The sequence below is a fragment of the Marinobacter sp. LV10R510-11A genome (assembly GCF_900215155.1).
Taxonomy (GTDB): Bacteria; Pseudomonadota; Gammaproteobacteria; order Pseudomonadales; family Oleiphilaceae; genus Marinobacter.
Genome location: NZ_LT907980.1, coordinates 1,394,465 through 1,407,606, shown reverse-complemented (window position 1 = coordinate 1,407,606; position 13,142 = coordinate 1,394,465). Strand labels below are relative to the sequence as shown.

The window sequence follows — 13,142 nt, the reverse complement described above, 5'->3', positions numbered from 1 at the left end:
TTATTCAGCGGGGCGGCTCAAGCCAGCCCCGCATCCTCTACCTGCTTTGCCTGTACCGCAGTTAGCGCAATCGTAAACACAATATCCTCTACCAGCGCACCCCGCGACAGATCGTTAACCGGCTTTCTCAAACCCTGAAGCATAGGCCCGATACTTACGACATTGGCGCTACGTTGAACCGCCTTGTAGGTGGTATTGCCAGTGTTGAGATCCGGGAAGATGAACACAGTTGCTTTACCTGCCACCTTGCTATTCGGCGCTTTGCTTCGGGCAACACTTTCGATAGCGGCAGCATCGTATTGCAGCGGCCCATCAATCAGCAGGTCTGGTCGGCGCTCACGGGCTATTTTGGTTGCCTCCCGAACTTTCTCCACATCGTGCCCGGTTCCGGACTCTCCGGTACTGTAGCTGATCATGGCGACCACAGGCTCAACACCAAAAGCTTCTGCGGACTCCGCACTCTGTATGGCTATATCCGCGAGTTCCTCAGCATTTGGGTCTGGGTTAATCGCGCAGTCGCCGTAGACCACAACCTGCTGTGGCAGCAGCATGAAAAATACCGAGGAGACAACCTTGGCTTGATCGTGGGTTTTGATCAGTTGCAGGGCCGGGCGCACGGTATTGGCGGTGGTGTGGATGGCACCGGAAACCAGGCCGTCGGCCTCATCCAGCGCGACCATCATGGTACCCATAACCACGTTGTCTTCGAGCATGGCTTCCGCCATATCCGGCGCCAGCCCCTTGTGTTTGCGTAGCTCAACCATCGGGGCTATGTAGCTTTTTCGTACTTTGGTGGGATCGATGATTTCAATATCATCGGGCAATTCCAAGCCTTGGGACGTGGCGATATTTCGAATTTCGGTTTCGTCGCCGATCAACGCGCAACGGGCGAGCTTACGCTGGTGACAGATAATGGCGGCCTGCACTGTGCGAGGTTCGCAGCCTTCAGGAAGCACGATGCGCTTGTTAGCCGCCCGAGCCCGCTCAGAAAGCTGGTAACGGAATGCCGGAGGTGACAGGCGGCTCTGAACCGCAACACGCAGATGCTCTTGAAGCCAGTCGGTGTCAATTTTTGTGGCTACCGCCTCCATAGCTTTTTCGATTCTATCCGGGTCATCGGTTGGAATCGCAGCAGAAAGGTTAGCCAGCATGTGAGCGGTTTCATAGGTATTGGTGTGCGAGCTCAGCACCGGCAAACCGGTGCTCAGTGCCCGGGAGCATAAGTCGATCACCCGTTGGTCTGGCATAAGGCCGCCCGTGAGCATCATACCGGCAAGAGGCACGCCGTTGAGAGCGGCCACCGCAGTGGCCACGATAATATCTTCGCGATCTCCAGGCGTAACCATCAGTGTGCCTGGGCCTAGGGTTTGCGTCATATTGCGGATCGATCGAGCGCACACAGACACTTTCTGAACCCGGCGGGTGTACATCTGACCTTCGTGTAGCACCGGAATATCCAGCTCCCGGGCAATATCGGATACTCGGGGTGCCATCAAGTTCGGCTGCCAAGGAATTTCTGCTAGTAGCCGAAAACGCCCATCTCGAAAGACGCTGCAAGCGTTTTGATAATCAACGGTTTCCCCAGCAATCTGGCTTATGTCGCTATAGGGTTCGAGCCCCGATCTTTCAGGTTCGCCGAGTTTGTTGAGGATAACGGCAATCACATCTTGTGCCGACACATCAGAGAATAGGCGCGCTGAAAAATCTAGATCTTCATCCAGTTCGGTAGCGCTGCTTTTGCCTGGCGTGCTGACAAGCACCACCTCGGAGCCAAGGTTGCGAGCTACTTCTACGTTAAGCCGTGCTATGTAAGCTTCACTGCGATCGGGTACCAGCCCCTCGATGATCACAACATCAACGTCTTTGGCAACTTTCTGGTACTCGCCGACCACGGTTTCCATTAGAAAATCGGATTTTCCGCGATTTACAAAGTGCTGAGCTTTTTTTAATGGAATCGGTTCCGGCGGCTGCAGGTGGCTGCGCAATCGAACGAAGGTAACGGACGCGTCCTTGCCGTTGTTGTGCTGCGATTCCCCCTGGTTCACCGACTGACAAAAGGGTTTGTAGAACCCAACGCTGATACCCACACGCTCCATGGCACGTAGCAGGCCCAAACAGACGGATGTGAGGCCGGACCCCATAGATGTCGGAGCAATAAACAGACTCTTGGCCATAAAAATTCCCGGTGTTTCAGTAAAAAAGGTTGCTTTAAATGGTTTAGCTGTGAGTGTCGCTCAGGATGCTTGGGCCAGGCGGAATGCTTCGCGGGCAATGACCAGTTCTTCGTTTGTTGGGATGACCAGAACGGGAAAGCGTGAGTCGGCGTGCTCGATTCGGCCGTCAGTGTGCCGACCATGATGCTCATTTTTATCGGTATCAATATCAAACCCTAGAAGTCCCAGATGGCCCAGGGTTTTCTCACGCACCTGCACGCTGTTTTCTCCGATACCACCCGTGAACACCAGTGCATCTAGATGGCTTAGAGAGGCCATCATAGCCCCCACGTACTTAGCCAGACGGAAGCAGAAGATCTCGATGGCGAGAGCGGAAGGCTCGTGGCCGCCATCCGCCAATTCACAGAGTGTGCGCATGTCGTTGGTTCGCCCCGATATCCCAAGAAGCCCACTGTCGTGGTTAAGCACTTTGTGAACCTCCTCCAGGGCAACACCTCGTGTGCGCAGATATTCAAAAAGCCCAGGATCGACATCGCCGCTGCGGGTGCCCATAACCAGCCCTTCGAGAGGTGTCAGTCCCATGCTGGTATCGACACTTAAGCCATCCTTAATGGCCGTTATGCTGCAACCGTTGCCAAGGTGAGTTGAAATGATAGAGGTGGTTTCGGGGGTTTTTCCAAGCCGTCGAGCCGCTTCATTAGCCATGAAGAAGTGGCTTATTCCATGAAACCCATAACGCCGCACGGCCCAGTCACGATAGTAGGCTTCTGGCAGTGCATAGAGGAAGGCGCGTGGCGCAAGCGTTTGGTGGTAAGCCGTATCGAACACGGCGATCTGTGGCGTGTCAGGAAACTGCTCCCGCGTGGCTTCGATCCCTGCAAGGTTGACCGGGTTGTGAAGAGGCGCAAGCCCAGCGCAATTACTGATGGCCTTCACTGCATCGTCGTCAATCAGAACAGCTTCGCGAAAGGTTTCTCCGCCATGTACCACGCGGTGACCAATAGACGCGGGAGCCTCAGACATGAGTTGGCGCTCCCGAAAAGCGGAAACCAGCGCCTGCAATGCCTGTTTATGATTGGCGTTGTCAGGAAGCGCAACGCACGGGTTGTCGCCATCAATTCGTGCGAATGCATCCTGCCCGTTAAGGCGTTCTGCCATTGCCGATGCGAGTTTTGTTTCATTTTCGTCGAATAGGGCGAGCTTTAACGATGAGCTGCCGCAATTAACAACAAGAATGGATTCTGTCATGTTCCCGCAGATCCTTGGGTGTCAGATTGGTATACGGTGATTGGTTTTTAGCCATTCCATAAACTCCCCGGCAGGGAGTGGGTGACTGTAGAAGTACCCCTGGGCGAAGTCACAGCCTTCCTGTTGTAGGAAGTAGGTTTGAGATTCATCCTCAACGCCTTCCGCTATGATAGACAGCCCAAGGCTGTGAGCCATGTTGATAATCGCACGCACAAGAGCGGCGTCATCCGGATCTTTCATCACATCTTGAATAAAAGATTTGTCGATTTTAAGGGTGTCAAACGGATAGCTCTTAAGGTAGCTGAGGGCAGAGTAGCCCGTGCCGAAGTCGTCGACGGAGAGGCGTATGCCCGCTCGATCCAGTTCCCTGAGAATTTCTGCTGTTTCGATCGAATTATCGAGTAACAGGCGTTCGGTTATTTCCAATTCCAGTCTTTCGGGAGCCAGGTTATTCCTTGAGAGAGCACTCATAACGGCAGCGGTGAAACCAGGATCGCGAAACTGCCGCGGGGAGACGTTAACCGATATGCCAATGTCCTGACCCACTGATTCCTTCCAGCCCCGTGCTGCAAGGCAGGCCTGCTCAAGTACCCACTCACCAATGGGAATGATCAACCCTGTTTCTTCGGCGAGCGGGATAAAACGATCAGGCATAACCATGCCCATAATGGGGTTTTTCCAGCGCAACAACGCCTCAGCTGCTCGCAACTCACCGGTGTCAGTGTCTACGATAGGTTGAAAATAGAGTTCAAACTCATTTAGCTCCAGCGCTCGCCGCATGCGGGATTCCATTTGCAGGCGCTCATGGGATATCTCAGACATTTCCGGAGTAAAGTGCGCATAAGAGCTCTTGCCCTGATGTTTTGCCTGATACATGGCTGCGTCTGCATGTTGGAGCAGGGTGCCGCTGTTATCGGAATCCGTAGGGAAGATCGCAATGCCAATACTGGTGCTAACAAATATCTCCTGGCCATTCAGGACATAGGCAGGGGTAAAGTTTGCAAGAATACGTTCTGCCACCTGAGAGGAGGATTCTGGCCCGGTAAGGCCTGGCAGAATCACCAGAAACTCGTCTCCCCCAAGGCGCGCAACGGTGCTGGTTCCGCGCAGACAGCTGGAAATTCGGCGAGCCGCCTCAATCAGCAGGTTGTCACCTGCGTCATGGCCCAGGGTATCGTTAATGTGTTTAAAGTTATCAAGATCCAAAAACATGACGCCAACCATGGAGCCTTCGCGCTTGGCCTGTGCCAGCGCCAATTTTAGCCGATCCAGTGCAAGCATACGGTTGGGGAGGCCCGTTAAGATGTCGTAGTTTGCTTGGCGCAATAGCTGTTGTTCGTAGCGTTTTCGGATGCTGATATCTTCACCGAGTATGAGATACCCCGTGGCGTCACCAGCAGCATCTTTAATGGGCGTAATGATCAGTTGTTCCCAGAACCGTTCGCCGTTACGCCGTACGCTGTTTACTTCGCCCTGCCAAACTCCAACGCGCTGAACCTGTAAGCGGATGGATTGCCAGAGGTTGCGGTTGTCACGATTTTCTAGGTTGTTATCGCTCAAGGCACCGGGGTGCCGGCCAACAATCGATTTTGCGTTATAACCGGTGAGTTGCGTGAATTTTTGATTGGCAAACTCGACCCGCCACTGGCGATCGCACATAACAACGGAGGAAGGGCTTTGTTCGATCGCTTTGGAGAACTTGTGAATCTCAGCTGCGTCTTTTTTCTGGCGCACCATGTCGTCGTTCAACCGTTCGCGCATCTGATTGATCGCTTCGGTAACGCGGCCGATTTCATCGCTGCGGTGCGAGGGCGTGTCCGGACGGTCGAGCGTAAGTGGCGCGCTGAGGTTTTTTAGGGAAAAGTCCTTTGCGTAATTCGCCATGGTTGTTAGATGGCGGGTTACAAAGTGCTGGAAAACCACGATGATTAGTATGGATACAAAAAAGGTCTTTAGAAACTGGGTGGCCAGAATGATGCCAACCTTTACTTTCAAATCCTCGTAAACACGATCCAGATTGGCCGTTACGGTAAGTTCGCCGAGCTTAATCGCACCCTCGCCCGGATGGATAACATCGAATTTGTGAGACTTGGTATCAGCACCACGAGGGATTTCGCCCATGATCAGTTCGGAGTCGGGTTCAATTCCAAGCCGCAGATGAACAATGTCTGGGAGGCTAAGAATACCTTCCATCTGGGTCTGAAGCAGTGTTTGATCGAGTGCCCATAGGCTTCTGGCAAGGCTGGAGGCATACCCGGATTCAACCACATGCATGCGGCTATCAATCTGGGAGAGTTCTTTGCGGTAATCGGAATAGATTTGGATAGCCGACGCAATCAGGGTAAAAACCGAGATAAACAGAAGTATCCAGGCAAGCAGCCTGAAAGACAGGGGAGAGCCCGAGCGGAAGCGTTGAAAGCGTGTCGGCAGTTTCGGCATGTCGTACGTCAGCCACCCGGAACGGTTGATAAAAATGGACTGTCATTTCTTGGCCGACTATAGCAGCACTTCTTGGCAAATTCCCTGCAAATCATCGAAATTGTGGGAGAATCTTGCTCACTTTGGTGTTCGTTGGATTTTCGGTTCGAAGAGTGATGTCGGCCATTGACGTAGATCAATACTCGCATCTTGGGGTGACGTAACCTGAGCTTAATCAAGTTTGATATGGGCTGGGAGAAGAGTCATGTATATGGATGTGGTCGTTTTCGCCGGAATCGCAACTGTACTACTAACAGTGGCGTTTTTTATTGGTGTGGGGGTTTTCATTGTGCGTGACCAAAAGGCTCACGGGGATGCCCAAAAAGAGAAAAATCTGAAGACTGGTGAGAAAGCGGCCTGATCAGGCTGGCTGAAACCTCTATAACTTAAGCTACTTTCTACTTCCGGGCTTATTGAGATGAGAAGTAGAAATGGCGTCCCCTAGGGGGTTCGAACCCCTGTTGCCGCCGTGAAAGGGCGGAGTCCTAGGCCACTAGACGAAGGGGACGCAACGCTTAAAAATATTACCTCGTCGAGGTGGCGCGTATAGTAAGTAAGCTTCCCCTACCTGTCAACGCTTTTATCAAAAATTGCGCGTTTTAACCTGTAGCATTTTCAAGCGCTTTCCCAAGGGTTGGGTAGAGAAACCCGAATCCGGAACCTGTCAGTCTTGCGGGCAGTGCCTGTTGGCCGGTAAGTAAAAGGCGTGACATTTCCCCGAGAGCTATTTTCAGAATCGGTGCAGGCGCCGGAAATACTGCGGGCCTTCTGAGCACACTGGCCAGGCAGCGAGTGAAGTCACGGTTTGTAGCTGGGTTGGGGCTGACCACATTGTATGCGCCTTCAGCTTCCGGTGTCTCCAGCATCCAGATAAGCGCTGCTACAACATCATCACGATGAACCCAAGGCATGTACTGGTGACCATTCCCCAGGCGGCCGCCCAGTCCAAGCTTGAATGGCAGCATCATGCGCTGTAGAAAACCGCCTCCGGGGCCCACCACGACACCTGTTCTTGACAGGCATACGCGCACATTTAGAGATTGCAGCTTAAGGGCCGCGTTTTCCCAATCCCTGCACAATTGATGGGCAAACTCATCATGGGGTGCCGTATCTTCAGTTACTAGGGTGTTGCCCTGATCCCCATAAAAGCCTACAGCAGAACCTGAAACCACGACCTCGGGCGGCTGAGCCCAGCTGCGAATGATCTCCGTAAGGGTGTTGGTCAGGCCTATACGGCTATCCCGCAGTATCTGCTTTCGCTCATCAGTCCATCGTTTATCCGCAATGCCTTCTCCTGCGAGATTAATCACGGCATCGTAACCGGTATGTGATCTAAGGCTCTCAAGATCATTGATAGCCTCAACCTGGCCACACAGTGCGCGCACTTTGTCCGCAGGCTGTCGGCTTAAAACAGTCAACTCATAGCCTCGGCCGCGCATTTGAGGGCACAGAACGCTGCCGATAAACCCAGTACCGCCGGTAATAAGTACGCGTTTATTCATGATGGCTTCCTTATTCGCTGGTGCTTTGGGCAAGCTGAAGTGCAACTACATCTTTGATTGCCTGCCCCAGAAGCGGGTTTTCGCCAATAGGAGGGGAAAGCTTGATGCTGGCCCCCGTAGCTTTCTCAAGTGCTTCTATCATTGCCGGCACATCCTTGCGCAGGTGACGCCCCGCTGCCAGGAATAGAGGTACGATGGTGAAATCGTGGGTACCTGCAGCAACCCCTTCATGAACGACTGCGTTTAGGGACGGCTCTGCCAGCTCCATATAAGCAATTCTGGAGTTGCTGACAGCCTTTAAAGTGGGTTCAGCGAGAGCTTCGAACGTGTCGCACCAGCGTTTGTCGCTACTGCCATGTGCTAATAGAATAATGCTTCGGCTATTCATTAAAGCTCCCGGGTCGTTGGTATAGAGATGTGTCTGTCGTAATTTCTTTTGTGGGCCGGTATTCTCTGCCTGTATCGTCAATCAAGATAACAGGGTGTCATCTAATGTTCGATTGGAAAGAGATTCTGGATTTCTGGTTTGGAGATCTTGATGAAAATGGCCTACCTGATAGCCTTCATCGCAACCATTGGTTTCGTTCAAGCAAGAAGTTTGATCAGGAAATTCGCCGTCGGTTTTTTTCCATGGTTCTATTTGCATCTGAACAAGGCCTTGATCACTGGCGCAAAGCGTCAGGTGGCCGGCTAGCGGAGATTATACTTCTGGATCAATTTTCTAGGAATATATTCCGGGGTGGAGCGCTGGCCTTTGAGCAGGACAAGCTGGCAAACAAGCTCTGCAAAGAGGCTATGTATAAAGGCCATGATATGGCGCTCCCTCCTGTGCAGCGCGCGTTCATCTACATGCCGCTTGAGCACGTTGAGCGCCTTGAGGATCAGGTTTTGTCCGTTGAGTGTTATGAGCAGCTGGTTGCCTCGACGTCCGGAATGCTCCAAGGCTTTATGAAGAGTTTTTTGAAATCGGCGCTGGATCATAAAGAAATCATCGAGCGTTTTGGCCGCTTTCCCCATAGAAACCAGGCTCTCGGGCGGTCGTCTACCGACGCTGAAAAAGAATACCTGGGCTCTGCCCGCCGCTTTGGGCAATAAAAGTTCAGAAATGGGGTTGACGAAAAAGGCAGGGTGCGTAGAATACGTTTCCGTTGTCGGTGTCAGCCGCTCAACATTGCGGGAATAGCTCAGTGGTAGAGCACGACCTTGCCAAGGTCGGGGTCGCGAGTTCGAATCTCGTTTCCCGCTCCAGATTCCAAAAACCCGGTCTCGTAAGAGGCCGGGTTTTTTGTTTTTGGTTATACTGGCCGCCTCGTTAACACTTACGCTCTGCTCCGGAGACGCGCCTTGTGAAAGTTCACTCACTTCATATTTATCCGGTTAAATCTCTCGCCGGTATTCAAGTTTCCTCGTTTGAAATGGACGACTTCGGCCCAAAAGATGACAGGCGCTGGATGATCGTTGATGAGGATCGAAACTTTGTTACCCAAAGAGCATTGCCGGAGTTGGCAAGGGTGACCACTTCTTTGGAGGGTGGCAGCGTCAGTGTTCATGTTCCGGGCGAGGGTGGCTTTACGCTGCAGGCGACGAGCCAAGAGTTGCGAGTTCTGGTCTGGCGCGATTGGGTAAAGGCTCACGAAGGTGAAACCCCTGCCAGTGAAGCTCTGAGCCGCTTCTGTGGAAAGGAACTGCGCCTTGTCTATATGCCAGACTCATCGTTCCGGCGTGTTGATGTCGGGCGAGTAACCGACTACCGTCGCGTTGGGTTTGCCGACGGGTTTCCTTTTTTGATCACCAGCCTTGCATCGCTGGAAGACTTGAACGGGCGCCTCGATGCGCCAGTGGACATGCGCAGGTTCCGGCCCAATATTGTTGTTGAGGGTTTCACCGCTTGGCAAGAAGATAAATGGTGCAAGCTAAAGCTGGGTAATCAGAGCTTTGATATCGTAAAGCCCAGCTCCCGTTGTGTGTTGACTACCGTTGACCCAGATACCGGAATAAAAGATCCCAGCCTGCAACCGCTGAGGATGCTCTCTTCCTATCGAAGAACGGCAGACGGTGTGATTTTCGGCCAGAACGCAATCCACGAAACACCCGGAATTATCCATGTGGATGATTCCGTCACTGTTATTGAATCGGAGTAAAAAGCAACGTGCCACTGTTAACGCTGGACTCGATATCCCTATCCTTCGGGATGCACCCACTGCTGGATCAGGCATCTCTTATTATTGATGCCGGAGAGCGAGTGTGTCTGTTAGGAAGAAACGGCGAGGGCAAATCTACCCTGCTTAAAGTTGTTAGCGGGGAAGTCGTGCCCGATGGCGGGCATGTTCGCCTCGAAGATGGCGCCGTACTGGCCGTACTGCCACAGAATCTCCCAACTGACGATACGAGAACGGCGTATGAGGTTGTAGCGGGTGCGTTCCCTGAGACAGGCCAGCTCTTAGCCGAGTTTCATGCACTTACGCAGCATGCGGATGAAGCCAGCTTGAACCGCATGATGAAGGTTCAGGAGCGCATTGAAGCGCTTGATGGATGGCGGCTTGATCAGAAGGTTACGGCTGTTCTGGCGCAATATGGCATAGACCCGGACCAGCGTCTCAATACGCTTTCTGGCGGCTGGCAACGCCGAGTATTGCTGGCCAGGGCCCTAGTAGGAGAGCCTGATATTCTGTTGTTGGACGAGCCCACCAACCATCTTGACGTACCAGCCATTGCTTGGCTTGAAGGGGCGCTTGGGGCTTTCCGTGGTGCCATACTGTTCGTGAGTCACGACCGTGCTTTCATAAGGCGTATGGCTACTCGGGTTGTGGAGCTAGATCGTGGCAAGCTGATCAGTTTTGCGGCTTCTTATGATCACTATCTCGAGCTGAAAGAAAAGGCGCTTGAGGAAGAGGATCGAGAAAACGCGCTTTTTGATAAACGCTTGAAGCAGGAAGAGACCTGGATTCGCCAAGGGATCAAGGCTCGCCGTACCCGTAACATGGGGCGGGTGAGGGCGCTTAAGGCGATGCGCGAAGATCACCGACAGCGCAGAGTTCGCGGCGGAACAGCAACGTTTGCCGTGGAAGATGCAGTGCGCTCCGGCAAGCTGGTGGTCGAGACGGTTGATGCCGGCTTTGCTTATCCCGACGGGGCGCCGGTTATGCGTGATATGAATCTAACCGTATTCCGGGGCGACAAGATCGGCCTTGTGGGCGAAAACGGAACGGGTAAAACAACGCTGGTAAGATTGTTACTGGGCGATCTTGAGCCGACGGAAGGCACGATCCGTTTGGGTACTAACCTTCAAGTTGCCTATTTTGATCAGCTCCGCGGCGAGCTGGATCTGGATCGCAATGCCCTCGATAACCTGTCAGAAGGGCGGGAGTTTATCGATATTAACGGTCAGAGCAAGCACGTGCTCGGGTATTTGCAGGACTTTCTCTTTACGCCAGAGCGTGCACGGTCTCCTGTTAGCGTGTTTTCTGGAGGCGAGCGCGCACGGCTTTTGCTGGCCAAGCTGTTCAGTAAGCCAGCGAATATTTTAGTGCTTGATGAGCCGACCAACGATTTGGATGTTGAAACTCTGGAACTGCTGGAGGAGCAGCTTGCCGAATTTGCTGGCACGGTGATTGTTATCAGCCACGATCGTGAGTTCTTGGACAACGTTGTTACTGAAACTGTCTTTTTGGATGGCACAGGCAGGGTTCTGGAATACGTGGGCGGTTACAGCGACTGGCGTCGGCAGGGCGGCTGCTTCCCTGCCGAAACAAGCGGTGCGCGCCCCGACCGGCACGACAAGGCAACTAAGTCTGGTAAGCAGGGCGCCGGTGGTAAACGGAATGAATCGACAAAATCCACAAAGTCTAAGCCAGAGGTGCAAGTCGAATCTTCCAGCAACACTAAGCCAGCCAAGCTGAGTTACAAGCTAAAGCATGAGCTCGAGCAGTTGCCTGGGCAGATTGAGGAGTTGGAGAAAAGCGTCGCCAGCACTAAGGAGCGCATCTCGTCGTCGGACTTTTATTCGGGCTCGCCCGATGATATTGCAGCGACGCTGGAAGAGCTGAAGCAGAAGGAAATGCGCCTGGAGAAAGTGATTGCGCGATGGATGGAGCTTGAAGAGCAGGCGCATAGCTGAGTTTTCTGGGGATAAAAATAAGCCCGGCGGCAGTGTATATGCCCCGGGCTGTTTTCAAATCGTGTTCTTGAAGGGCGTTGTCAACGAATCCTGATGGCCAAAACATCGCATTCAGTTCCGTGCAAAACGCCATTGGCAGTTGAGCCCAGCAGCAACTGAAAACCTTTTCTGCCGTGGCTTCCCACGATCACCAAATCCGCTGCGTGTTCTTTGACCAAGCGATGAATCTCAGACTCTGGCCGGCCTACAGTGACAATTTGGTTGGCCTTGTCAACGCCATACTTTTCGCCGTAGGCAGCAAGCTGTTCTCGAGCGGCTTTGTCGAGCTGATCCTGAAGTTCTGTTAGATCCATGGGGATATCACCGCCATAGGCGTAACCCACCGGTTCTACAACGTGTACCAGAACAAGATTTGCACCGTGCGCATCGCTCATGGCTCTGGCTTTATCCAGAACCTGAGGCGCCTCCTCGGTAAGATCTATGGCAACAAGCATTTTTTTGTAGACAGACATCCCTAACTCCTTAGTGTATCGGCTTCGCTACAGCATAGTACGCAAGCCAGTTCGGGGGAAGGGGCTGCGGGGCGTTCAGTCGCTTTGCTGGAGCAATTCGATAGCTGTTGTCAGGCCTTCGAGAATCCGCTTCGAGTACCTGTCGATTACAAAACTTACGTTGTCTTCGTTGTAGTTGATGTAAGAGCCGCGAATAAACTGCCACTTCGAGGCGATATCGTTCAAAAGCGCTTTCAGTTCACCTTTACTATCGCCCTTCGTGAGAGTGCTCAGCAACTGGTCAAATTCCTTGGCCTGCACGTCGAGCGGTGTTTCCTTGGATGTGCCTTGGAAAGTCTGGGCCACGGAGGAATTAGTCCGGACTGAGTACTTTGCCATCATCTGGGCAATCGTGACGGCGCCCATCCTGGCAGCCTCAACCCTGGGGCTCGTGTTTGCCTTGGAGCTTTCTTGAGCCACCTGGTAGAACTCGGCTGCCTTGTCGTTCATGACCAAAGCTTGGTTGGCCATGTCAGACGCCAGACGTAAATCCGGATAGCCAGTATTTCGCACATCGGTGATATTATTGCGCATCAGGCTTTTGAATTTGTCGAACTCGCTGTTGAGGCTCTCTACTTGCTCGTTCGTTAGCACGCCACTTGTGCTTTCTGCCAGAAGGTTCATGGAGTCGTTGGCTGAGTTAATACCTGCTACGATCTCGTTTAGTATGTCGGTGCTGCCGTTTCCGAGGAACCGGTAGAATGCATCCAGAGAGGTGTAATTGCTGACACGAAAGTTGTGAAGCTGGGCTAGGGGGTCTTCAGCCTCTTGAGCCTGCACGCCTATAGAGGTGAGCATGAACAAGAAGAGCGCGGCTACCAGGGATCGTGTCCGCAGGTGTGTGGTTTTCATCGGATTGAGTCTCCGTAATGCGTTTATTATTGTGTACCAAAGTCGTAGATCGAAGGTAAAGTAACTTCCCCGGCCAATCAAGCGGTTTTGAAGATGCTGGTTCCGGGAAATGTAAATATCTTTGAAATTTGCGTGATAAAGCTCAATTTTTTCTGCGAAGTGTCGTGTAGGTAACTGAAAGTAAAGAACTCTAAGCAAAAGTGCCTAAAAAAGCAGTGTC

General features: G+C 52.7%; 11 protein-coding genes and 2 tRNA genes. 5 read left to right on the top strand and 8 right to left on the bottom strand.

What is annotated here, in order from left to right:
* Positions 1-17 precede the first annotated feature (17 nt).
* Genes pta through CPH80_RS06700 form a run of 3 tightly spaced genes read right to left on the bottom strand, consistent with a single transcriptional unit; the run spans position 18 to position 5,861 of the window.
* The gene (pta, locus tag CPH80_RS06710) at positions 18-2,174 is read right to left on the bottom strand and encodes a phosphate acetyltransferase (protein WP_096276316.1); all 2,157 of its coding nucleotides are present in this window, start codon (positions 2,172-2,174) and stop codon (positions 18-20) included.
* 60 nt (positions 2,175-2,234) lie between these two features.
* Positions 2,235-3,422: an acetate/propionate family kinase gene (locus CPH80_RS06705; protein WP_096276314.1), complete on the bottom strand. Its 1,188-nt coding sequence runs from the start codon at positions 3,420-3,422 to the stop codon at positions 2,235-2,237.
* 21 nt (positions 3,423-3,443) lie between these two features.
* Entirely contained in the window at positions 3,444-5,861 is a 2,418-nt protein-coding gene (locus tag CPH80_RS06700) for an EAL domain-containing protein (protein ID WP_096276312.1), read from the bottom strand.
* Positions 5,862-6,105: 244 nt separating this feature from the next.
* Between CPH80_RS06700 and ccoM the strand changes: the two genes are divergently transcribed.
* Positions 6,106-6,261, top strand: coding sequence for a cytochrome c oxidase subunit CcoM (ccoM, locus tag CPH80_RS21860; RefSeq protein WP_172898590.1), 156 nt, complete (start codon positions 6,106-6,108; stop codon positions 6,259-6,261).
* Positions 6,262-6,332: 71 nt separating this feature from the next.
* Here ccoM and CPH80_RS06695 read toward each other — a convergent pair.
* From CPH80_RS06695 to CPH80_RS06685, 3 genes are all read right to left on the bottom strand, one after another.
* A tRNA-Glu gene (locus CPH80_RS06695) sits at positions 6,333-6,408 on the bottom strand.
* Between the two features lie 91 nt (positions 6,409-6,499).
* Entirely contained in the window at positions 6,500-7,402 is a 903-nt protein-coding gene (locus CPH80_RS06690; protein ID WP_096276310.1) for a TIGR01777 family oxidoreductase, read from the bottom strand.
* A gap of 10 nt (positions 7,403-7,412) precedes the next feature.
* Positions 7,413-7,790 carry a sirohydrochlorin chelatase gene (locus CPH80_RS06685; RefSeq protein ID WP_096276308.1) on the bottom strand — a complete coding sequence of 126 codons (378 nt, stop codon included), beginning with the start codon at positions 7,788-7,790 and terminating at the stop codon, positions 7,413-7,415.
* A gap of 104 nt (positions 7,791-7,894) precedes the next feature.
* On the opposite strand from CPH80_RS06685, the gene CPH80_RS06680 reads away from it, so the two are divergent.
* From CPH80_RS06680 to CPH80_RS06665, 4 genes are all read left to right on the top strand, one after another.
* Positions 7,895-8,497, top strand: a complete 603-nt coding sequence (locus CPH80_RS06680; RefSeq protein ID WP_096276306.1) for a DUF924 family protein — start codon at positions 7,895-7,897, stop codon at positions 8,495-8,497.
* A gap of 78 nt (positions 8,498-8,575) precedes the next feature.
* Positions 8,576-8,650, top strand: a tRNA-Gly gene (locus CPH80_RS06675).
* A 98-nt stretch (positions 8,651-8,748) separates the two neighbouring features.
* On the top strand, positions 8,749-9,543 hold the full coding sequence (locus CPH80_RS06670; protein ID WP_096276304.1) for an MOSC domain-containing protein: 795 nt from the start codon (positions 8,749-8,751) through the stop codon (positions 9,541-9,543).
* 8 nt (positions 9,544-9,551) lie between these two features.
* On the top strand, positions 9,552-11,519 hold the full coding sequence (locus CPH80_RS06665; RefSeq protein ID WP_096276302.1) for an ATP-binding cassette domain-containing protein: 1,968 nt from the start codon (positions 9,552-9,554) through the stop codon (positions 11,517-11,519).
* A gap of 80 nt (positions 11,520-11,599) precedes the next feature.
* Here the strand turns inward: CPH80_RS06665 and CPH80_RS06660 are convergent, their stop codons facing one another.
* Both CPH80_RS06660 and CPH80_RS06655 read right to left on the bottom strand, forming a co-directional pair.
* Positions 11,600-12,031, bottom strand: a complete 432-nt coding sequence (locus tag CPH80_RS06660) for a universal stress protein (protein WP_096276300.1) — start codon at positions 12,029-12,031, stop codon at positions 11,600-11,602.
* Positions 12,032-12,106: 75 nt separating this feature from the next.
* The gene (locus CPH80_RS06655; protein WP_096276298.1) at positions 12,107-12,922 is read right to left on the bottom strand and encodes a hypothetical protein; all 816 of its coding nucleotides are present in this window, start codon (positions 12,920-12,922) and stop codon (positions 12,107-12,109) included.
* Between the last annotated feature and the right edge of the window lie 220 nt (positions 12,923-13,142).